General features: G+C 66.8%; 17 protein-coding genes, 1 pseudogene and 1 riboswitch. Of the genes and pseudogenes, 11 read left to right on the top strand and 7 right to left on the bottom strand.

All coding sequences use genetic code 11. The features are described 5' to 3' along the window. The first annotated feature begins 44 nt into the window (after positions 1 to 44). Positions 45 to 2,426 carry a penicillin-binding protein 1C gene (gene pbpC, locus SriyCCGPB3_RS16065; protein WP_350259497.1) on the top strand — a complete coding sequence of 794 codons (2,382 nt, stop codon included), beginning with the start codon at positions 45 to 47 and terminating at the stop codon, positions 2,424 to 2,426. Between the two features lie 99 nt (positions 2,427 to 2,525). Here pbpC and SriyCCGPB3_RS16060 read toward each other — a convergent pair whose 3' ends face one another. Beyond that, a complete protein-coding gene (locus tag SriyCCGPB3_RS16060) occupies positions 2,526 to 3,101 on the bottom strand; it encodes a ferritin-like domain-containing protein (protein ID WP_110713170.1) in 576 nt (191 codons plus the stop codon). A 28-nt stretch (positions 3,102 to 3,129) separates the two neighbouring features. Then, positions 3,130 to 3,612 carry a peroxiredoxin gene (locus SriyCCGPB3_RS16055; RefSeq protein ID WP_248858088.1) on the bottom strand — a complete coding sequence of 161 codons (483 nt, stop codon included), beginning with the start codon at positions 3,610 to 3,612 and terminating at the stop codon, positions 3,130 to 3,132. A 261-nt stretch (positions 3,613 to 3,873) separates the two neighbouring features. On the opposite strand from SriyCCGPB3_RS16055, the gene SriyCCGPB3_RS16050 reads away from it, so the two are divergent. Beyond that, positions 3,874 to 4,764, top strand: coding sequence for a DnaJ C-terminal domain-containing protein (locus tag SriyCCGPB3_RS16050; protein WP_350259496.1), 891 nt, complete (start codon positions 3,874 to 3,876; stop codon positions 4,762 to 4,764). An 88-nt stretch (positions 4,765 to 4,852) separates the two neighbouring features. Here SriyCCGPB3_RS16050 and pilH read toward each other — a convergent pair whose 3' ends face one another. Next, a complete protein-coding gene (gene pilH, locus SriyCCGPB3_RS16045) occupies positions 4,853 to 5,224 on the bottom strand; it encodes a twitching motility response regulator PilH (protein ID WP_005410644.1) in 372 nt (123 codons plus the stop codon). 88 nt (positions 5,225 to 5,312) lie between these two features. Continuing rightward, positions 5,313 to 6,308: a YhdH/YhfP family quinone oxidoreductase gene (locus SriyCCGPB3_RS16040; RefSeq protein WP_049463116.1), complete on the bottom strand. Its 996-nt coding sequence runs from the start codon at positions 6,306 to 6,308 to the stop codon at positions 5,313 to 5,315. A gap of 153 nt (positions 6,309 to 6,461) precedes the next feature. Between SriyCCGPB3_RS16040 and hflK the strand changes: the two genes are divergently transcribed. From hflK to SriyCCGPB3_RS16010, 6 genes are all read left to right on the top strand, one after another. Beyond that, the gene (gene hflK / locus SriyCCGPB3_RS16035; RefSeq protein ID WP_049401370.1) at positions 6,462 to 7,595 is read left to right on the top strand and encodes an FtsH protease activity modulator HflK; all 1,134 of its coding nucleotides are present in this window, start codon (positions 6,462 to 6,464) and stop codon (positions 7,593 to 7,595) included. Continuing rightward, positions 7,592 to 8,455 carry a protease modulator HflC gene (gene hflC, locus SriyCCGPB3_RS16030; protein ID WP_088026795.1) on the top strand — a complete coding sequence of 288 codons (864 nt, stop codon included), beginning with the start codon at positions 7,592 to 7,594 and terminating at the stop codon, positions 8,453 to 8,455. The genes hflK and hflC overlap by 4 nt, the downstream gene beginning before the upstream one ends. A gap of 67 nt (positions 8,456 to 8,522) precedes the next feature. Then, the gene (locus SriyCCGPB3_RS16025) at positions 8,523 to 8,708 is read left to right on the top strand and encodes a DUF2065 domain-containing protein (protein WP_005414170.1); all 186 of its coding nucleotides are present in this window, start codon (positions 8,523 to 8,525) and stop codon (positions 8,706 to 8,708) included. A 325-nt stretch (positions 8,709 to 9,033) separates the two neighbouring features. Continuing rightward, positions 9,034 to 10,326, top strand: a complete 1,293-nt coding sequence (locus SriyCCGPB3_RS16020) for an adenylosuccinate synthase (protein WP_006463282.1) — start codon at positions 9,034 to 9,036, stop codon at positions 10,324 to 10,326. 117 nt (positions 10,327 to 10,443) lie between these two features. Next, positions 10,444 to 11,082 carry a hypothetical protein gene (locus tag SriyCCGPB3_RS16015; protein ID WP_110713165.1) on the top strand — a complete coding sequence of 213 codons (639 nt, stop codon included), beginning with the start codon at positions 10,444 to 10,446 and terminating at the stop codon, positions 11,080 to 11,082. A gap of 110 nt (positions 11,083 to 11,192) precedes the next feature. Then, positions 11,193 to 13,322, top strand: coding sequence for a methyl-accepting chemotaxis protein (locus SriyCCGPB3_RS16010; RefSeq protein WP_164162807.1), 2,130 nt, complete (start codon positions 11,193 to 11,195; stop codon positions 13,320 to 13,322). 57 nt (positions 13,323 to 13,379) lie between these two features. On the opposite strand, the gene SriyCCGPB3_RS16005 is transcribed toward SriyCCGPB3_RS16010, so the two are convergent. Further along, on the bottom strand, positions 13,380 to 14,123 hold the full coding sequence (locus SriyCCGPB3_RS16005) for a hypothetical protein (protein WP_180860544.1): 744 nt from the start codon (positions 14,121 to 14,123) through the stop codon (positions 13,380 to 13,382). A 51-nt stretch (positions 14,124 to 14,174) separates the two neighbouring features. Continuing rightward, a pseudogene (locus SriyCCGPB3_RS16000) lies at positions 14,175 to 14,387 on the bottom strand (hypothetical protein); the annotation flags it as partial. Positions 14,388 to 14,494: 107 nt separating this feature from the next. On the opposite strand from SriyCCGPB3_RS16000, the gene SriyCCGPB3_RS15995 reads away from it, so the two are divergent. The 3 genes from SriyCCGPB3_RS15995 (at position 14,495) to SriyCCGPB3_RS15985 (ending at position 17,181) form a co-directional block, all read left to right on the top strand. Then, positions 14,495 to 15,217: an AraC family transcriptional regulator gene (locus tag SriyCCGPB3_RS15995; RefSeq protein WP_164162805.1), complete on the top strand. Its 723-nt coding sequence runs from the start codon at positions 14,495 to 14,497 to the stop codon at positions 15,215 to 15,217. 82 nt (positions 15,218 to 15,299) lie between these two features. Beyond that, positions 15,300 to 16,667 (top strand): amino acid permease, encoded by a 1,368-nt coding sequence (locus SriyCCGPB3_RS15990; protein ID WP_014038111.1) that lies wholly within the window; start codon positions 15,300 to 15,302, stop codon positions 16,665 to 16,667. 103 nt (positions 16,668 to 16,770) lie between these two features. After that, positions 16,771 to 17,181 carry a VOC family protein gene (locus SriyCCGPB3_RS15985; RefSeq protein WP_110713158.1) on the top strand — a complete coding sequence of 137 codons (411 nt, stop codon included), beginning with the start codon at positions 16,771 to 16,773 and terminating at the stop codon, positions 17,179 to 17,181. 92 nt (positions 17,182 to 17,273) lie between these two features. On the opposite strand, the gene gcvP is transcribed toward SriyCCGPB3_RS15985, so the two are convergent. Next, positions 17,274 to 20,141: an aminomethyl-transferring glycine dehydrogenase gene (gene gcvP, locus SriyCCGPB3_RS15980; RefSeq protein ID WP_180855354.1), complete on the bottom strand. Its 2,868-nt coding sequence runs from the start codon at positions 20,139 to 20,141 to the stop codon at positions 17,274 to 17,276. Positions 20,142 to 20,203: 62 nt separating this feature from the next. Continuing rightward, positions 20,204 to 20,306: riboswitch (glycine riboswitch) on the bottom strand. Between the last annotated feature and the right edge of the window lie 106 nt (positions 20,307 to 20,412).

Below are 20,412 nucleotides of genomic sequence, written 5' to 3'. Positions count from 1 at the left end.
CGGACGGGCCGCGACGGCGCGGCCCGTCCTGCTGGCAACCCGCAATGAAGAACACGATGACGACCCGGCTGGCGGCCCTGCGCCGCCGGCTGCGGCCGCTGTGGCCGTGGCTGCGCTGGGGTACGGCGGGTCTGTTGGCACTGCTGCTGGTGCTGGATTTCGCCTTCCCGCCGCCGCTGCCGAAGCAGCGTGATACCAGCACCCTCGTGGTGGCTGCAGACGGCACACCGTTGCGTGCGTTCGCCGATGCCGAGGGCGTGTGGCGCTATCCTGCTTCCATCGACAGCGTCTCGCCGCTGTACCTGCAGGCGCTGCTGACCTACGAGGACCGCTGGTTCTGGCGCCATCCAGGCATCAACCCGCTGGCGATCCTGCGCGCCAGCGGCCAGCTGCTGCGCGGCGGTCGCATCGTGTCCGGTGGCTCGACCCTGACCATGCAGGTCGCCCGCATCCTCGATCCGCATACGCGCACGCCCTGGGGAAAGCTCAAGCAGATGCTGCGCGCGGTGCAGCTGGAAGTACACCTGAGCAAGCCGCAGATCCTGGCCCTGTACCTGGAACGCGCGCCCTACGGCGGCACCATCGAGGGCGTGGAAGCGGCCAGCTGGGCCTATCTGGGCAAGCCGGCGGCGCAGCTGTCGCACGCCGAGGCCGCGTTGCTGGCGGTGCTGCCGCAGGCGCCAAGCCGGCTGCGCCCGGACCGCCACCCGGAAGCGGCGCAGAAAGCGCGCGACAAGGTGCTGTCACGCATGGCCGAACTGGGCGCGTGGACGCCGGAGGAAGTGCAGGATGCGCGCATCGAGAACGTGGTGGCACGCTCGCTGCGACCTCCGATGCACGCCGCGCTGCTGGCGCAGCGCCTGCATTCGGCGCATCCAGGACAGGCGCGCATCCAGAGCAGCATCGACATCGGCCTGCAGCGCACGCTGGAAGAACGCGTGGCCAGCTATTTCTCGACGCTGCCCGAGCGCACCTCGGCGGCGTTGCTGGTGGTCGACAACCAGACCCTGCAGGCGCGCGCCTATGTCGGCACGTTGTCCTTCGGTGACCGCCAGCGCCTCGGTCACGTCGACATGGTGCAGGCATGGCGCTCGCCGGGCTCCACGCTCAAGCCGTTCCTGTATGCGATGGCGCTGGACGATGGCCTGATCCATTCGGAAAGCCTGCTGGTCGATGCGCCGCAGAGTTTCGGCAGCTACCGGCCCGGCAACTTCGACATGGCCTTCAATGGGCCGATTGGTGCCTCCAGCGCATTGCGGCTGTCGCTCAACGTGCCCTCGGTGGACCTGCTGCAGCGGGTCGGTCCGGCGCGCTTCGCCGCACGCCTGTCGCACTCCGGCATCCAGCTGCGCTTCCCGCCGGGCAGCACGCCCAACCTGTCGCTGATCCTGGGCGGCACCGGTGCGCGGCTGGAAGATCTGGTGGGTGCGTTCGCAGCGCTCAACCGCAACGGCATCGCCGGGCGCGTGCGCTACACCGATGACGAACCGATGATCGAGCGGCGCCTGGCCTCGCCGGGCGCCAGCTGGATCGTGCGCGAGATGCTGGAATCGAACCCTCGCCCAGGCTACAGCGTCGGCACCTTCGATGTCGGTGGACGCCCGCGCGTGGCGTGGAAGACCGGCACCAGTTACGGGTACCGCGATGCGTGGGCAATCGGCAGCACGCGCCACTACACCGTGGGCGTGTGGGTGGGCCGGCCGGACGGCACACCGCTACCGGGCCAGTACGGCGCGGTGACCGCGCTGCCGCTGATGTTCGAAGTGGTGGACAGCCTGCCGCGCCAGCGCGGCGATTCGGCTGCTGCACCGATGCCGGCCAGTGTCAGCCAGGAAGACATCTGCTGGCCGACCGGTGAACGCGCCGAAGGCCTGCCGACGGCACTGTGCCAGCGGCGGATGTCGGCCTATCTGCTGGACGGCGCGGCACCACCGACCTTCCCCGAGCGCGAGGCGCGGCGCTGGCAACCGGGCCGGCAGCGTTACCTGGCTGATGCGCACACCGGTCTGCGTGTATCGGCCGATTGCCGCAATCCACATGAGGAAGTAGCGCGCGAGATCGCGCGCTGGCCGGCGTTGTTGTCGCCGTGGTTGCCCAAGGCCACGCGCGCTGCCTCGCAGTTGCCGGCGTTGTCGCCAGACTGCCGCGACGATGGGCGTGAAGCCAGTGTGGCGCTGCATGTGGACGGGCTCAACGACGGCGCCACGCTGGCGCGCGCGCCGAATGCGGAACATGGCGTGCGCCTGCAGCTGCGCGCGCTGGGCAGTGAGCAGGCAGTGGACTGGTTGCTGGATGGACGCTGGATCGCGCAGACCCACGGCGCGCAGTTGATGCAGCGCGAGTTCGCCGAGCCGGGCGCACACACCCTGACCGCGCTGGCGACCGACGGCGCGTGGACGCAGGTGCGGTTCAACGTTCTCCGGTAAATGTCCTGCGGTAGGTACCGGGCCCTTGTAGAGTCGAGCCATGCTCGACTGCTTTTCCCCAGTCGAGCATGGCTCGACTCTACAGAGAGCGTTGGGCCGCTATTCCCCGATCCACCCATCCAGCAGGTCGGCGAATTCGTCGGCGTGCTCCTCTTCCTGCGCGAGGATTTCTTCGAGGATGCGCTTGGTGGTGGTATCGCGGTCGCCGATGAAGTTGATCATCTCGCGGTAGCTGTCGATGGCAATCCGTTCGGCGACCAGGTTCTCACGGACCATGTCGCGCAGGTCGCTGCCTTCCTTGTATTCGGCATGCGAACGCGCGGTCAGCGTATCGGGGTTGAAGTCCGGCTCGCCGCCGAGCTGGACGATGCGCTCGGCCAGCTTGCCGGCGTGCGCCTGTTCCTGCTGTGCATGTTCGAGGAATTCGGCTTTCACCGCGTCGGCCAGCATGCCCTTGGCCATGAAATAGTGCCGGTAGTAGCGCAGCACGCATACGTACTCGGTGGCCAACGCATCGTTGAGCAGCTTGATCACCACCTTGCGGTCGGCGCTGTAGCTGTCGGTGATTGCACCGTCCTCGATGTTGCGTCGTGCACGCTCGCGCAGCGTCTTGCGATCGCTGATGCCGGGTACCTTGGCGGCAGATCTGGGAGCTTTGGCTGGCTTGCTGGACATGGCTGGCCGTTTCCTCTGCGGTGGAAGATCAGGTGGGCAGGTGGTCCAGCACGTATTCGGCCGAAGACACCTCGAACTGGCCGGGCTGTTCGATCCAGGCCGCGCGTACCACGCCATCCACCACGTACAGGGCGAAGCGGCGTGAGCGGATGCCCATGCCCGAGGCGCTCGCGTCGAGCTCCAGGCCGAGCGCGCGGGTCAGTTCGGCATTGCCGTCGGAGAGCATCAGCAGGCCGTCCGGCACGCTCTGGTCTGCCGCCCAGGCCTTCATCACGAACGGGTCGTTGACGGCCATGCAGTAGACGTCGATGCCGCGCTGGCGGAACGCCTGGAATTTCTCGACGTAGCCGGGCAGGTGGCGCGCCGAGCAGGTCGGGGTGAACGCGCCGGGCACCGCGAACAGCACCACCTTGCGTGCGTCGAACAGCGAGTGCGTATCGAGCGTTTCGATGCCCTCGCGGATGCGCTTGAGGGTCACTTCCGGAACGCGGTCGCCGACATGGATGGTCATGGGGAACTCCTTGCTGGGGCAGGCTAGTGGGCCGGATGGGACAGGGGCGTCAAGACATTCGAAACCCGGCGTGCAGGCCCCATCTTCAGGCTTTGCGGCGGGGGCTTCCAGCCACAGCCTGGGGCATCGGGATGGCAGCCGCATTGCGCAGGATCAGTCGGCCTCACCGGGGCCGCACGAGGGGCGGCGTAGCATCGCCGGCGCGTAGAATGAACCCGGGGCGGCGCCACCGGCGCGGCCGAAGCAGATCGAGGTAGCTGGATGGAATTCAAGGATTACTACGCCACCCTGGGGGTGGAACCGAGCGCGGGCGAGGCGGAGATCAAGACCGCCTACCGCCGGCTGGCACGCAAGTACCACCCGGACGTCAGCAAGGAGGCCGGGGCCGAAGACAAGTTCAAGGCGGTCAACGAGGCCTACGAGGCGCTGCGCGACCCCGAAAAGCGGGCGGCGTATGACCAGCTGCGCGCACAGGGCTATCGCCCGGGCGAGGAGTTCAACGTACCGCCGAACTACGGCGGTGCCGGCGGCTTCAATTTCGAGGAAGTATTCGGCGGTGGCGGCCCCAATGGCGGCTTCAGCGACTTCTTCGAGAGCCTGTTCGCGCGTCAGCGCGGTGGCGGAGCCGGTCCGGGGCCGGGCTTCAGCAGCCAGGGCCACGCGCCCAACCGCGACACCCGCGCCAAGCTGTCGGTTCCGCTGGAAGCGGCCTATAGCGGCGACAGCCTGCGCATCACCGTCAACGGCAAGCAGCTGGACGTGCGCGTGCCCAAGGGCATCCGCCCAGGCCAGGTGATCCGGCTGGCCGGGCAGGGCAACCAGGGCGGCAACCTGCTGCTGGAAGTGGAGTACGCCGCCCACCCGCAGTTCGAGGTCGACGGCCGCAACATCCTCTACACGCTGCCCGTCACGCCGTGGCAGGCCGCGCTGGGCACCAGCCTGAGCGTCCCGACGCTGGGTGGCACGGTGGAACTGAAGATCCCGGCCGATTCCGATGCCGGCCGCAAGCTGCGCCTGCGCGGCCGCGGCCTGCCGGGCAACCCGGATGGCGACCAGATCGTCGAGATCGAGATCGTGGCCCCGGCCGCGACCGACGAGGCGCAGAAGAAGGCCTACCGGAACCTGGCCAAGGCCTTCGGCGAGACCATTTGAAGGTAGTGCCGGCCGCTGGCCGGCAACTTCATTGCCCGGGACGGTGATGCGTGGTTGCCGGCCAGCGGCCGGCACTACCGCGCGTGTCTCAGCCCTGCCCGGCGAACACCCGTTCCAGCACCTCGGACAGTTCGTCTTCCGAGAACGGCTTGGTGATGTAGGCCTTGGCGCCCTGGCGCATGCCCCACATGCGGTCGGTGTCCTGGTCCTTGGTGGTCACCAGGATCACCGGGATATGCCGGGTCGCCTCGTCGCGGGCGAGGGTACGGGTGGCCTGGAAGCCATTGAGGTTGGGCATCACCACGTCCATCAGGACCAGGTCGGGCAGCTCGGCCTTGGCGGTTTCGACCCCGGCGGCGCCATCGGTGGCGGTCAGGATCTGGTGCCCGAGCTTCTCGACGATGCGCTGTATCCCCAACAGCTGCGACGGTGAGTCGTCGACGATCAGAATGCGTGCCATGTTGTTCCCCATGTAATGCCCGCAGTGTAGTGCGGGCACATTACTGGCGGGAGGGGCGCATCTGCCGTCCGTCGCCTGCCTGCGACGTTCAGTCGATCCGCACCACGGTACGGCCCAGCGAACCACCCACCAGCATCCGTTCGAATACGGCAGGAAGGCCATCGAGGCCGACTTCGGCGGTGCAGATGCGGTCCAGGTGCTGCGGCTTCCAGTCACTGCCCAGCCGCGACCACACTTCTTCGCGCAGCCCACGCGGTGCATTGGCCGAGGACACCCCCAGCAGCGACACGCCGCGCAGGATGAACGGCATCACCGTCATATCCAGCGTCGGACTGGCGGCCAGGCCGGCACTGACCACGCTGCCGTAGGGCACGGTCTGCGCCAGCAGGCTGGCAAGCATGTCGCCTCCGGCATTGTCGAGGCCCCCGCCGAAGCGGGCCGACTGCAGCGGGCCGGTGTCGGACAGTGCCTCGCGCGGTAGTACTTCAGCGGCGCCGATACCATGCAGGAACTCGGCCTGGTCCGGTTTGCCGCTGACTGCGTGCACGGTGTAGCCGGCACGACTGAAGATCGACAGCGCCAGCGCACCGACACCGCCGCTGGCGCCGGTGACCGCCAGCGGGCCGAGTTCCGGCACCTGCCGGTTGTCCTGCATGCGCAGCAGCGCCAGCGCCGCCGTGAAGCCGGCGGTGCCCAGCACCATCGCCTCGCGCGGGCTGAGCCCGGCCGGCTGGGCAATCACCGCACGCGACTCCAGCCGCACATACTGGCTGTAGCCGCCATCGCGGGTTTCGCTGAGGCCGCAGCCGGTGGCCAGCACCGCATCGCCTTCACGCCAGTCTGGATCGGTGCTGGCAACCACGGTGCCGGCCACGTCGATGCCCCCCACCAGCGGGAAACGGCGCAGGATCCTGCCCTTGCCGGTGCCGGCCAGGGCATCCTTGTAGTTGACCGAAGACCAGTGGGCGCGGATCAGTACCTGGCCGGGGTTGAGGTCGTCGACATTGAGCTGGGCCAGGCCACTGCGGTAACCGGCGGCGTCGTTTTCGATGCGGAAGGCGGTGAACGGGGTGGTGGGGGCCATCGGCGTTGCCTGACTTCGAGGAAAACGCCACCTTACCCCGTTGCCCCCCTTTCGATCCTGCCGATCCGCCCCATCTTGTATGATCGGTGATGGTTTCACGGCTGGTGGTGCGGGAAGGGCCCGCGCCGCAGCCCAAATCTTGATGGAGCGTGCATGGCCTGGAATACACCCGGCGGCAACAAGGGCGGACAAGGCCCCGAGGACAATCGACGCGGGCCGTTCGGGTCGCGCGGCGGTGGCAATGGTGGTGGCTGGGGCGGACTGCCCGGGCCGCTGAAGGACCTGTTCGACGGCGGCATCATGCGTTGGGTGGTGGCGGCTGTCGTGTTGCTGGTGCTGTTCTCCAGCTTCCAGCTGATCGGCGAACAGCAGCGTGGCGTGGTGCTGCGCTTCGGCCAGTTCTCGCGCATCCTGCAGCCCGGCCCGAACTTCAAGCTGCCGTGGCCGATCGAATCGGTCACCAAGGTCAATGCCACCGAGATCAAGACCTTCTCGATCCAGGTGCCGGTGCTGACCCGCGACGAGAACATCGTCAACGTCTCGCTGAACGTCCAGTACCGCATCGACGACCCGCAGCAGTACCTGTTCGGCACGGTCGATGCCAACCAGGTGCTGGAGCAGTCGGCGCAGAGCGCGGTGCGCGAGGAAGTCGGCCGTGCCGACCTCAACGCGGTGCTGAACAACCGTGGCCCGCTGGCCGTGGCCGCCGAGGAGCGCCTGCAGGCACTGCTGAAGGCGTTCAAGACCGGCCTGACCGTGACCGGCCTGACCCTGCAGGACGCCCGTCCGCCGGAAGAAGTGAAGCCGGCCTTCGACGAGGTCAACGGTGCCCAGCAGGTCAAGGAACGCCTGATCAACGAAGCCCAGGCCTACGCCGCCAAGGTCGTGCCGGAAGCCCGAGGCCAGGCCTCGCGCGCCCGTACCACCGCCGAAGGCTACAAGCAGGCCGTGGTCTCCAAGGCCGAGGGTGACGCGCAGCGCTTCAGCCTGTTGCAGGCCCAGTACAAGGACGCCCCGGAAGTGACCCGCAAGCGCCTGTGGCTGGAGACCGTGCAGCAGGTGCTGAGCGAGAACCGCAAGGTGATCGGTGGCGATGGCCGCCAGCTGATCTACGTGCCGATGACCGGCGATACCCGTCCCACCACCTCGGCGCCGCCGGGAGTGACCAATCCGGAGGTGGTGATGCCGTCGCTGCCGGGTGCAGCGGCGGAAGCTTCCCGTGATCCGGGCCGGCCGGTGGGCCGCCCGACCGGGCGACCGAGCGGCCGTGAGGAGGGCAGCCGATGAAGAGTCCTATCTGGATCGCCGTGATCGTGGCGGTGGTGCTGGGCCTGCTTGGCTCGGTGTACGTGGTCCGCGAGGACCAGACCGCCATGGTGCTGAACCTGGGCAAGGTGGTGCGTTCGGACATCAAGCCGGGCCTGCACTTCAAGGTGCCGGTGGTGGAAACGGTGAAGGTCTTCGACCGCCGCTTCCAGGTGCTCGACACCGCCCCGGCGCGTTACTTCACCGCCGAGCAGAAGGACGTCAGCGTCGACTTCTTCGCCATCGGCTACATCTCCAACGTGGGTGACTACTTCCGTGCCACCGGCGGCGATCCGCGTATCGCCAATGCCCGCCTGGCGCCGATCATCACCGACTCGCTGCGCAACCAGATCAACTCGCGCACCCTGCAGCAGCTGGTGTCCGGCGACCGCAGCGAGCTGATCGCCGAGCAGCTGAAGGGGATCAACGAAGCGGTGGCCGGCCTCGGCATGCAGATGATCGACCTGCGCATCAAGCAGGTGGACCTGCCGACCGACAGTCAGGTGATCAATGACGTGTACGAGCGCATGCGTGCGCAGCGCAAGCAGGAAGCGGCCAAGCTGCGTGCGGAGGGCGAGGAGCAGTCGCTGACCATCCGCGCCCAGGCCGACCGTGACAGCACCGTGCTGATCGCTGAGGCCGAGCGTGATGCACAGCGCCTGCGCGGTGAAGGCGACGCCGATGCGGCGCGCATCTACGGCAAGGCCGGCTCGGCCGACCCGTCGTTCTATGCGTTCTACCGCAGCCTGGAGGCCTACCGTGGCTCCATGAGCGACGGCAACGGCGTGATCGTGCTCGACAAGAACGACCCGTTCCTGCAGTACCTGAAGAACGACCGCTGAGGTCGCAGGGCAGTACCCCACGGGGCCCGGCCAGATGCCGGGCCCCGTGCTTTTTCCGGAGTCCCCCATGAAAGATCTGTTCGCCGCCGTCTGCCTGGTGGCGGTGCTGGAAGGCCTGTTCCTGTTCGTCGCCCCGTTCGCCTGGAAGCGCATGGCCGAGCGCCTGCTGGACCTGCCCAGCCCGGCCCTGCGCAGCTTTGGCGGGCTGGTGCTGCTGGCCGGCCTGAGCCTGCTGTGGTGGGTGCGGCATTGAAAGGGTAGTGCCTGACCGGCCGGTACATGCGTGGCGCGGCTCTGGTAGATGCCAACCTTGGTTGGCATTGCCGGCCAGCGGCCGGCACGACCGGGCGGGGCGCCTGACCGGCCGGTGAAGCCGTCCGTCGGAAAGGTGGCACCCGACCCCGGAAACCCGGATAATGCACAAAAGCCGGACGGGCCTCCCCGTTCGGCTTTTTCCGTGTCTGGGCCTTCCATCGCCGGCTGCTCCCCGTTTGGAGCCGCCTTCCAGGTGCTGGCCAGCCCCGCCACGGTTCAACCGTCCGCGGCCCCGATGGCCGCAACAAATCGAGGAGCCCGTCATGGGTCAGTCTGTCGTAGTGTTGGGTGCCCAGTGGGGCGATGAAGGCAAGGGCAAGATCGTCGATCTGCTCACTGAGGAAATCGGCGCCGTCGTGCGCTTCCAGGGCGGCCACAATGCCGGCCACACCCTGGTCATCAACGGCAAGAAGACCGTCCTGCACCTGATTCCGTCGGGCATCCTGCGTGACGACGCGCTGTGCCTGATCGGCAACGGCGTGGTGATCTCGCCGGCCGCGCTGCAGAAGGAAATCGCCGAGCTGGAAGCCTCCGGCGTGGAAGTGCGTTCGCGCCTGAAGATCTCCCCGGCCGCGCCGCTGATCATGCCGTACCACATCGCCCTGGACCAGGCGCGCGAGCGCGCTGCCGGCGGCAAGGCGATCGGCACCACCGGCCGTGGCATCGGCCCGGCCTACGAAGACAAGGTGGCGCGTCGCGGTATCCGCATCGCCGACCTGCATTACCCGAAGCAGCTGGAAGAACTCCTGCGCACTGCGCTGGATTACCACAACTTCGTGCTGACCAAGTATCTGAACACTGACGCGGTCGATTTCCAGAAGACCTTCGACGAAGCGCTGGCCTTCGGCGAATACGTGCAGCCGATGAAGTCCGACGTGGCCGGCATCCTGCACGACCTGCGCAAGCAGGGTAAGCGCGTGCTGTTCGAAGGCGCGCAGGGTGCGCTGCTGGACATCGACCACGGCACCTACCCGTACGTCACCAGCTCCAACACCACTGTTGGTGGTGCGCTGGCCGGTTCCGGCGTCGGCGCCGATTCGATCGACTACGTGCTGGGCATCGCCAAGGCCTACGCCACCCGCGTCGGCGGCGGCCCGTTCCCGACCGAACTGGACGACGAAGTCGGCCAGGGCATCCGTGACCGCGGCGCCGAATACGGTGCCTCGACCGGTCGTCCGCGTCGTTGCGGCTGGATGGACATCGTCGCGCTGAAGCGCGCCGTGGCCATCAACGGCATCAGCGGCCTGTGCATCACCAAGCTGGACGTGCTGGATGGCATGGAAAAGCTGAAGGTCTGCATCGCCTACGAATACAACGGCAAGCGCACCGAATACGCGCCGCTGGACGCGCAGGGCTGGGAAGACTGCACCCCGGTGTACCTGGAGTTCCCGGGCTGGAGCGAGAACACCCACGGCATCACCAACTGGGACGAGCTGCCGCCGGCCGCACGTGCCTACCTGCGTTCGCTGGAAGAGCTGGCCGGTTGCCCGATCAGCATCGTCTCCACCGGCCCGGACCGCGACCACACCATGGTCCTGCAGGATCCGTTCGCCTGAGGTAGCGCCGGGCGCTGCCCGGCGTAGGTGACAGGAAGAGCCCCGCGAAAGCGGGGCTTTTTCGTTACTGTGTCGGCACGGCCAGCAGGGAAGTGACGTGATGACCCGGATGTCAGCGTGAAGGGCGTAACGGTGGTGCGGATCACCCTGTGGGTGCTGTGGAGCCTGTGGGCGCTTGCCTGCGCGGTGCTGGTGCTGGGCGCGATCGCCAACTACATGGCCTCACGCACGCAGGTGCTGCCTCTGGTGCTGAGCCCGGGTGCGACGGCCGAGGTCACGGTCTACCGCTTCATTGATGACCAATTGCGGCTGCGCCTGCGTTACGCGGATGACGGTACTGCCACGGCGATCGACCCTGAGGTGCGCCTGCGCGCGGAAACCCCGACAGATCAAACTGACTTCCGCGCCGAAACGCGTTCGGGCGTGCCGGGCTCCGGCATTACCCGCGCGCTGGAATCGGTTGAGCCTGGTGGATTTGCCGCCTCGTACTTCGGCTATGGCCGGGGGGATGCGCTGCCGCGCGGGCGTTCGTGGCTGCGGGTGACCGTTCTGGAGGTCGAGCCCGCGCTGGCGGGGCGCGTGGCCTCGGTGGAACTGCTGCCACCGATGGACGTGCTGAAGCTGACTGACCTGGACTACGTGTGGCTGTGGCCGTTCTTCTTCTGGAAGGTGGCGGCGTTGTTCCTGCTGATTCCGGGCGCTGCGCTGGCGGTGTTCACCTTCACCCTGCGGCGCTGGCAGCGCCGGGTGCCGTGACCGCCGTGCCATCACCTCTCTGAACCGTACCCGGCCGGATGGCATGGTCGCCATCAAGCCACGCCCGGCAGCGGCCGATAGGGGCGCATCCCCCCGTTTTGGATGTACCGATGAACTACTTGAGGAATGTCAGGGTTGCCTGGCGTCTTGGGCTGGGCTTTGGCCTGTTGCTGCTGCTGGTCGCCGCCGTGGTGGCCACCGGCGCCACCGCCAGTGTCGTGCAGAAGCGCGCGATGCAGCAGGTGGTCGACGTCAGCGTGGCCAAGGTGCGCCTGCTGTCGCAGATGCTCGATGCCAACAACCAGATGATGGTGGTGCGCCGCGAGATGCTGATCCGCCAGGGCGAAGACCGCGGCCACGACGAGCAGCGCATCGCCGATCTGGTGAAGCGCTACGAGGCCAGCTGGACCGCCTACCAGGCGCTGCCCAGCGACGCCGACGGCAAGGCCATTGCCGAAACCATCGCGGCCAAGCGTGCCATTGCGCGCCCGCTCAACAAGCAGACCAGCGAACTGATGGAGCAGGGCGACTACCCGGGCGCCGTGGCGCTGACCCTGGGGCCGGTGCAGGAAGCGGCCAATGGCTGGAACAAGGCGCTGTCCGATGGCGTGGACTTCGAAGAGAAGGAAAGCCGTGATGCCGCCGCCGAGGCGATTCGTCTGGGTGAGCGCAGTCTGCTGCAGCTGCTGGTGCTGGGCGGTGTCGCGCTGCTGGTGGGCATCGGTGCCTCGGTGATGATCGGCCGCAGCCTGACCGGCCCGCTGGCCCGCGCCGTGAACCTGGCCGAACGCCTGTCCAAGGGACAGTTGGACCAGGAGTTTCGTCTTGGTGGCCGCGATGAACTGACCCAGCTAGGCGAAGCCATGGCCAGTGTGCGGCAGAGTGTGCAGGCGGCGATCGGCGCACAGCTGCAGATGGCAGAGCAGCATGAGGCCGGCGCGATCCGCTATCGCATGGACGTCACGGCGTTCCCCGGTGACTTCGGCCGCATGGTGCAGGCCACCAACAGCCTGGTCGAATCGCACGTGCAGGTGGAGCTGCTGATGGCCGAGGTGATGCAGCGCTACGCCATCGGCGACCTCAGCCGTGACCTGCCGGATTACCCGGGCGAGAAGGGCACGCTGACCCGCACCCTGGCGGCAGTGAAGCAGAGCCTGATGGCAATCAACGCGCAGATCGATGAACTGGCCCGCGCCGCGCGCGCCGGTGATTTCAGCATGCGTGGCGACGCCGCTGCATTCCAGTTCCAGTTCAAGGCGATGGTCGAGCACCTCAACGGCATGATGGCCAGTTCACAGGCCAGCATCGCCGATGTCTCCGACGTGCTGCGCGCGATCTCGCACGGCGACCTGACCGCACGCATGGACGGCGAGTACGACGGCGTGTTCGCACGCATGCGTGACGACGCCAATACCACCACCGCACAGCTGACCGGCATCGTGCGGGGCATCCAGGTGGCTGCCGACAGCATCAACAACGCGGCGCAGGAACTGGCCGCCGGCAACAACGACCTGTCGCGCCGTACCGAGCAGCAGGCGGCCAATCTGGAAGAAGCCGCCGCATCGATGGAGGAGCTGACTTCCACCGTGCGCCAGAACGCCGAGCTGGCGCGTCAGGCCGACAGTGAAGCACATGCGGCCGGTGCCGCCGTGCGCGAGACCGAACAGGCGATGGCACAGATGGCGTCGGTCATGGGTGAGATCGACCAGTCCTCGGCACGCATCTCGGAAATCTCCACGGTGATCGACGGCATCGCGTTCCAGACCAACATCCTGGCGCTGAATGCTGCAGTGGAAGCTGCGCGTGCAGGTGAGCAGGGCCGTGGTTTCGCCGTGGTCGCCAGTGAAGTGCGCACGCTCGCGCAGCGTGCCGGTGTCGCCGCCAAGGAGATCAAGGAACTGATCGAAGATGCCGCTGCCAAGGTGAAGAGTGGCCTGGCAGTGACCGTTGAATCGGAAGCCGCGATCGCGCGCGTGGCACAGGCAAGTTCGCGCACGACCCAGCTGATGAGCGATATCGCTGCGGCCAGCAAGGAACAGGCCGCCGGTATCGAGCAGGTCAACCAGGTGGTGGTGCAGATGGACCAGGTGACCCAGCAGAACGCCGCGCTGGTGGAAGAAGCCACTGCCGCCAGCCGCGCACTGGAAGAACAGGCGCATGCACTGACCACGTCGGTGTCGGTGTTCAAGGTGGAAGGCGAAGCGCAAGACAAGTATATGCGGCCTAAGTCCGCCGCGTGATGAATGGTTCGCGCGCTGGAGTACCTCCAGCGCGCATTGGAGTTGTTCATGCCAATGCTAGGTGCCGAAGAACAGCCGGATCGCATTGATGATGGTCGATGAGTGTGAGCCGATGGCCGTGGTTTTCTCCAGGCGTTCTAGCTTGCTCACGGCTTGATGCTCTGGTGCTGAGTTCACATGAATACTGCCGACGTACATCACCGACGCCGAGGCCGGATTGTCTATTGATGCAAGTGTTGTATCGGCGACTTCAGTCTTGGATTCGGGGAAGAAGGGTTCACCGCTGCGACGCAGGAACTGCCGGTCGGGCAGAAGCTCGTCAATCGGCGCATCTGGCGTCAGTGCGAGTAGTCGACGCATTCTGGCAAGTTCGGAATCGATCCGAATGGCAATCGACGCGAACAGGGTGTGCGGAATGTTCTTTTGCCTTACCTCGACTCGCCACGTGTAGATATCCACGGGATTGTCGAATGGATAGAGCTGCTCCAGCCCCAGCGCGCACAATCGTTTCAAGGGCGTTGGGCCCAATGCAATCGAGCACGCATGAACCTCAATTGCGAGCTCGTAGAGCCGGGGAGCCGCGAAATCGTCGTCTTGGTCCTGCTGTCTGCCAGACGGGTAGTGCTTCATCAGTAGATGGAAGTATTCGTTGTGTGCATTCTGGAAAGCGTTGAGCAGCGTTTCTGGATTCATGTAGACCAAGAGTGCGGATGGGGAGGTCCGATCCCGTGCAGTTTCAGGATTTCTGAAGGCTCCAGGAGCGGCGCCTTTGATGATTTGACCTTCCGGCAGGTGGCGCAAGCCTATCGGAGAGTTCGGGCACAAGGGCAAGGGCTGTCATCGTGGGTGTCAGCTGCGGGCGGAAGACTTCCTGGTGGCGAGCTTCTTCGCCACCTTGCGCCCACTGCCACTGCGCTTGCCGCCACCATCCTGCTTGTTCACCGTGGCCCAGGCGATGCGCTCTGCGGTGCTTTCGCTGGCACCGCGCTCGCGCTCGCTCTCTTCGATGTGCTCGGCCTGGCGCTTCTGCTTTTCGGTATAGGCGGACTTGTCACCGCGGGGCATGGCCGGTTCTCCGGTGGGGGCTGGCCCCCACGGTGGGCCTGGCGGCGTTAAGCGCAAGTCCCGCAAGGGTGATCGCACCGGCAAGGGGCCTCGGCTATGCTTGTGGCATGCGAGTCGAGCCCGCCGACATCGAAGCCCTGTTCGACGCCATCCCGGATGTGCTGTTCTTCATCAAGGACCTTCAGGGGCGTTACACCCACGTCAACCAGACCATGCTGCGGCGGCTGGGCCTGCGCGCGCGCAAGGACGTCATCGGGCGTACCGCGGCTGAAATCTACCCGACCGGCCTCAGTGCGGACTACGTCGACCAGGACGCCCGCGTGCTGTCCGGTGAGGTGATCGAGAACCTGATGGAGCTGCACCTGTTCGCCAACCGCGAACCGGGCTGGTGCCTGACCTGCAAGCGCCCGCTGGTGGTCGATGGGACCATCGAGGGCCTGATCGGCATTTCCCGCGACCTTGGCCAGAAGGACAGCCTGGGCACCCAGTACGAGCAGCTGCGGCTGGCCCTGGCCCACCTCAATGCGCACTACGCCGAGAACGTGCGCATGCAGACCCTGCTCGACATCACCGGCTTCTCGCTGTCGAAGCTGGAACGCAGTTTCCGCAAGGTGTTCCAGATGACCCCGCAGCAGGTGCTGACCCGGCTGCGGATCCAGATGGCCATGCACCTGCTGCACGGTGACGACAGCATCGCCTGCATCGGCCAGGCCTGCGGTTTCAGCGACCAGAGCGCCTTTACCCGCAAGTTCAAGGCTGAAACCGGTTTCTCGCCGCGCGCCTACCGCGCCCGTATCGGTGGGAACGTCGGCGAGCCGGCGCTGGCCTGAGTCGCCTGCTGCGCTGTGCCTATCCCCGTGGGCATGGGACAGGGTAAGGTGTCGCCCCTGTAGCCCGCAGCCAGCCCCGCCGATGCCCAACTCGATTCCGACCGCTTCGCCGTCCCGCCTCGGACATTCGCTCAAGCCCCGCCAGCTGATCATGATGGGTCTGGGCAGCGCCATCGGCGCCGGCCTGTTCCTCGGCTCGGGCGTGGGTGTGCAGGCGGCCGGTCCGGCGGTTCTGGTGTCGTATCTGGTCGCTGGTGCGCTGGTGATCATCGTGATGAACGCGCTGGGTGAGATGGCGGCGGCCAAGCCCACCAGCGGCGCGTTCTCGGTGTATGCAGCCGACGCCATGGGTGCTACCGCCGGTGCCACCGTGGGCTGGCTGTGGTGGGTGCAGCTGGTGATCGTGATCGCCGCCGAAGCAGTGGGGGCTGCCGGGCTGCTGGCCACGGTCTGGCCGGCAATACCGGTACCAATGGCGGCGTTGGCCTTCATGCTGTTCTTCACCGCGATCAACCTGCTGGGGGTGAAGAACTTCGGCGAGTTCGAATTCTGGTTCGCCATCCTCAAGGTGGCGGCGATCCTGGCCTTCATCGCCATCGGTGTGGCGCTGCTGATGGGCTGGCTGCCGCAGGTGACCTCGCCGGGCCTGAGCAACTTCACCGAGCATGGCGGCTTCGCGCCGAAGGGGCTGGCCGGGATCGGTGCGGCGCTGCTGGTTGTCGTTTTTGCCTTCGGTGGCACCGAGATCGTGGCCGTGGCGGCGGCCGAAACCGAAGATCCCGAGCGCAGCATTGCCCGTGCCATCCGCACCGTGGCCTGGCGCATCCTGGTGTTCTACATCGGCTCGCTGAGCGTGATCATCGCCGTGGTGCCATGGACCAGCGAGGCACTGAAGTCGCCGTTCGCCGCCGTGCTGGACATCGCTCGCATCCCGGGCGCCGGTACCGCCATCACCCTGATTGCCGTGATCGCGCTGCTGTCGGCGCTCAATGCCAACCTCTACGGTGCCTCGCGCATGATGTATTCGCTGGCGCAGCGTCGTGAGGCGCCGGCCGTGTTGGGCTGGACCGATCCGCGCCAGGTGCCGGTGATCGCTGTGCTGGCCAGCGTGCTGTTCGGTTTCGCCGCCACGGTGATGGAGCTGCTGTTCCCGGACCGGGTGCTGCCGGTGCTGCTGAACATCGTCGGTTCCACCTGCCTGCTGGTGTGGACGCTGTCGCTGGTGTCGCAGCTGGTACTGCGTCGTCGCGCGGATCGCCTGGGTACCCGGCTGCCGTTCCGCATGGCCGGCTTCCCGTGGCTGACCTGCTGCGCGCTGGCGATTCTGGCACTGATCTTCGGCCTGCTGTTGAGTGAGTCGCATACCCGCCTGCAGTTCCTGTCGATGGTGGCGTTGACCGCCACGATTGCCGCCAGCAGCGCCATCGCACGGCGCATGCGCGAGGCGTGACTGAAGCTGCCGGCCAGCGGCCGGCACTACCACGGGGGCTGCACATCTGCCGTGCCATCCTGATCGTGTGGGCCGTCAGCGGCCCGTCGACCAGGAGTACCGCATGCTGCGCAGCCGCCCCTTCCTGATGTTCACCGGCCAGGCCGAGGCCGCCTTGGCCCTGTACGCCGAAGCCTTTGCCGATTTCCGCCTGCTGGCCCTGCAACGCCATCCCGAGGGGGCCGGCGCCGGCGTGCCGGGGCAGGTCCGCCAGGCGATCTTCCTGCTCGGTGGCACCCACTACCTGTGCTTCGACAGCCTGGACGTGCACGATTTCACCTTCACCCCGTCGATCTCGTTGTTCGTCGAGTGTTCCGGTGCCGAGCAGTTCGAACGTGCCGCACGCGTGCTGGGTGAGGGCGGCCATTGGTTGATGCCGGTGGGCGACTATGACTTCAGCAACCGCTACGGCTGGGTGCAGGACCGCTTCGGCGTGTCGTGGCAGTTGAGCTTGGGGCAGATGCCGGACCCGTGATCAGATGTTTGTGGGTGTGGGCCCTGGTCCATACGCCCTTATGAAAACGGCCCGCTTGCGCGGGCCGTTTTCTTTACCGATGCAGCGAGGAATCACGCTTCGACTTCATCATCCTTGTAGGCATCGACCGGGATGCAGGCGCACATCACGTTCTTGTCGCCGTACACGTTGTCGACACGGGCCACCGGCGGCCAGTACTTGCTCTGCTTCAGGCTGGCCAGCGGGAAGGCGGCAAGTTCGCGCGGGTAGGCGTGGGTCCACTCGCTCGCGGTCACTGCGGTGGCAGTGTGCGGTGCGTTCTTCAGCGGGTTGTCCTCGCGGTCCAGGCGGCCGTCTTCGATCGCGGTGATTTCCTCGCGGATCTGGATCATCGCGTTGATGAAGCGATCCAGCTCGTGCAGCGACTCGCTCTCGGTCGGTTCGACCATCAGCGTGCCGGCCACCGGGAAGCTCAGGGTCGGGGCGTGGAAGCCGAAGTCGATCAGGCGCTTGGCCACGTCCTCGGCACCGATGCCGCTGGTCTTCTCCAGCGGGCGCACGTCCAGGATGCACTCATGCGCCACCAGGCCGTTGCGGCCGGTGTACAGGGTCTTGAAGTGCGGGGCCAGGCGCTTGGCGATGTAGTTGGCATTGAGCTGCGCGACCTGGGTGGCCTTGCGCAGGCCTTCGGTGCCCATCATCGCGATGTACATCCAGCTGATCGGCAGGATCGAGGCGCTGCCGAAGCTGGCTGCGCTGACCATGCCGACCGGGCCGTGGTCACCCAGCTTGCCCGGCAGGAACGGCGCCAGGTGCTCCTTGACCGCGCACGGGCCGACGCCCGGGCCGCCACCGCCGTGGGGGATGCAGAAGGTCTTGTGCAGGTTCAGGTGCGAAACGTCCGAACCCCACTTGCCCGGCTTGGCCACGCCGACCAGGGCGTTCATGTTGGCACCGTCGGTGTACACCTGGCCGCCGTGCTTGTGGATGATCTCGCAGATCTCCACCACCTCTTCCTCGAACACGCCGTGCGTGGACGGGTAGGTCATCATGATCGCGGCCAGGCGGTCGCTGTACTTTTCGGCATTGAGGCGGATGTCCTCGACATCGACGTTGCCGTTGGCATCGGTCTTGGTGACCACCACCTTCATGCCGCACATCTGTGCCGAGGCCGGGTTGGTGCCGTGCGCCGAGTCCGGAATCAGGCAGATGTCGCGATGTTCCTCACCGCGCGAGCGGTGGAAGGCGCGGATCGCCAGCAGGCCGGCGTACTCGCCCTGCGCGCCGGAGTTCGGCTGCAGGCTGACCGCATCGTAGCCGGTGCACTCGACCAGCATCGCTTCCAGCGTATCGATCAGTTCCTTGTAGCCCAGCGCCTGGTCGGCCGGCACCAGCGGGTGGATCTGCGAGAACTCCGGCCAGGTCACCGGGATCATCTCGGCGGTGGCGTTGAGCTTCATGGTGCACGAGCCCAGCGGGATCATCGTGCGGTCCATCGCCAGGTCCTTGTCGGCCAGCGAACGCAGGTAGCGCAGCAGTTCGTGCTCGCTGTGGTGGGTGTTGAACACCGGGTGGGTCAGGAATGCGGACTGGCGCAGCAGGCCGGCCGGCAGGGCATCGGCGGTGCTGGCATCCAGCGCGTCGACATCCAGTGCGGCACCGAATACGGCAGCCACGGCAACGATGTCGGCGCGGGTGGTGGTCTCGTCCAGGCTGATGCCGACCGAGTCGCTGTCGATCGCGCGCAGGTTGTAGCCGGCGGCGCGGGCCTTGGCGTGGATCTCATCGGCGTGCACGCCAGTGACATGCAGGGTGTCGAAGAAGTCGCCACCAACCTGCACGCCGGCCTTGCGCAGCGCCGCAGCCAGGATCGAGGCCAGGCGATGGGTGCGGCGGGCGATGCGGGTCAGGCCTTCCGGGCCGTGGTAGACGGCATACATCGACGCCATCACTGCCAGCAGCACCTGCGCGGTACAGATGTTGGAGGTGGCCTTCTCGCGGCGGATGTGCTGCTCGCGGGTCTGCAGGGTCAGGCGGTAGGCCGGGTTGCCCTGGGCATCGACCGAGACGCCGATCAGGCGGCCCGGCATCGAGCGCTTGTAGGCGTCGCGGCAGGCCATGAAGGCCGCGTGCGGGCCACCGAAGCCGAACGGCACGCCGAAACGCTGGCTGTTGCCGACCACGATGTCCGCACCCCATTCGCCCGGGGCGGCCAGCAGGGTCAGCGCCAGCAGGTCGGTGGCCACGGCCACCAGGCCACCGCGTGCGTGCACGGCATCGACCAGCGCCTTGTAGTCGCCGACCTGGCCGAAGGTGTCCGGGTACTGCAGCAGCAGGCCGAAGGCTTCCGCTTCCAGCGCTTCGGCCGGAGTGCCGACGCGCAGCACGATGCCCATGGGCTCGGCGCGGGTGCGCAGCAGCTCCAGGGTCTGCGGGTGCACGGCGTCGTGCACGAAGAAGGTGTCCGACTTCGACTTGGCCGAACGCTTGGCCAGGGTCATCGCTTCAGCGGCGGCGGTGGCTTCGTCCAGCAGCGAGGCGTTGGCGATTTCCATGCCGGTGAGGTCGGCGCACAGGGTCTGGAAGTTGATCAGCGCTTCCATGCGGCCCTGCGAGATTTCCGCCTGGTACGGGGTGTAGGCGGTGTACCAGGCCGGATTTTCCAGGATGTTGCGCAGGATCACGTTCGGCGTGTGGGTACCGTAGTAGCCTTGGCCGATGAAGCTGCGCAGCACGGTGTTCTTGTCGGCGATCGCACGGATCTTCGCCAGTGCCTGCACTTCGGTCATCGACTCCGGCAGCGCCAGCGGCGCCGGCGACTTGATCTTGGCCGGCACGATGGCATCGGTCATCGCATCCAGCGACGCGTGGCCGACGACGTCGAGCATCTGCGCGATCTCGGCATCGTTGGGACCGATGTGGCGCTCGACGAACGCGGAATGATGCTCGAGCTCACGCAGGGAAGGGGTGTTCTGGGACATGGCGAAGGATCCGTCAGGAAAGGGCACACGCACGGGCACAAGCCGCCGGTTGGCGGTCTGCGGGGCGCCCCTCTGTCCTTTTGCCTGAGAGTTTGGAAGCGCGGCGAACCGCAGCTTCGTGCCCCTTCGGCGCCGGATCGAACCGGTCTCTCCAGAGTTGTGTTACGGGTGGTATCGGGCCTGAGCGATTACGGGCGTTGCGCCTTCGGCAGCGGTGTTCCGCTTCTCCCACCGTGTTGCCCGCCGATTATAGCCCGTTGCGGGCGCGCCG

This window comes from Stenotrophomonas riyadhensis (assembly GCF_040256885.1).
GTDB classification, from domain to species: domain Bacteria; phylum Pseudomonadota; class Gammaproteobacteria; order Xanthomonadales; family Xanthomonadaceae; genus Stenotrophomonas; species Stenotrophomonas riyadhensis.
The sequence above is the reverse complement of the archived record's forward strand: the minus strand, read 5'-3'. Positions and strand labels throughout refer to the sequence as shown.

Bases quoted from the DNA above. Each gene is read 5' to 3' on its own strand.
- pbpC (WP_350259497.1), top strand. From the start codon at position 45: ATGAAGAACACGATGACGACCCGGCTGGCGGCCCTGCGCCGCCGGCTG.
- SriyCCGPB3_RS16060 (WP_110713170.1), bottom strand. From the start codon at position 3,101: ATGTCCAGCAAGCCAGCCAAAGCTCCCAGATCTGCCGCCAAGGTACCC.
- SriyCCGPB3_RS16055 (WP_248858088.1), bottom strand. From the start codon at position 3,612: ATGACCATCCATGTCGGCGACCGCGTTCCGGAAGTGACCCTCAAGCGC.
- SriyCCGPB3_RS16050 (WP_350259496.1), top strand. From the start codon at position 3,874: ATGGAATTCAAGGATTACTACGCCACCCTGGGGGTGGAACCGAGCGCG.
- pilH (WP_005410644.1), bottom strand. From the start codon at position 5,224: ATGGCACGCATTCTGATCGTCGACGACTCACCGTCGCAGCTGTTGGGG.
- SriyCCGPB3_RS16040 (WP_049463116.1), bottom strand. From the start codon at position 6,308: ATGGCCCCCACCACCCCGTTCACCGCCTTCCGCATCGAAAACGACGCC.
- hflK (WP_049401370.1), top strand. From the start codon at position 6,462: ATGGCCTGGAATACACCCGGCGGCAACAAGGGCGGACAAGGCCCCGAG.
- hflC (WP_088026795.1), top strand. From the start codon at position 7,592: ATGAAGAGTCCTATCTGGATCGCCGTGATCGTGGCGGTGGTGCTGGGC.
- SriyCCGPB3_RS16025 (WP_005414170.1), top strand. From the start codon at position 8,523: ATGAAAGATCTGTTCGCCGCCGTCTGCCTGGTGGCGGTGCTGGAAGGC.
- SriyCCGPB3_RS16020 (WP_006463282.1), top strand. From the start codon at position 9,034: ATGGGTCAGTCTGTCGTAGTGTTGGGTGCCCAGTGGGGCGATGAAGGC.
- SriyCCGPB3_RS16010 (WP_164162807.1), top strand. From the start codon at position 11,193: ATGAACTACTTGAGGAATGTCAGGGTTGCCTGGCGTCTTGGGCTGGGC.
- SriyCCGPB3_RS15995 (WP_164162805.1), top strand. From the start codon at position 14,495: ATGCGAGTCGAGCCCGCCGACATCGAAGCCCTGTTCGACGCCATCCCG.
- SriyCCGPB3_RS15990 (WP_014038111.1), top strand. From the start codon at position 15,300: ATGCCCAACTCGATTCCGACCGCTTCGCCGTCCCGCCTCGGACATTCG.
- SriyCCGPB3_RS15985 (WP_110713158.1), top strand. From the start codon at position 16,771: ATGCTGCGCAGCCGCCCCTTCCTGATGTTCACCGGCCAGGCCGAGGCC.
- gcvP (WP_180855354.1), bottom strand. From the start codon at position 20,141: ATGTCCCAGAACACCCCTTCCCTGCGTGAGCTCGAGCATCATTCCGCG.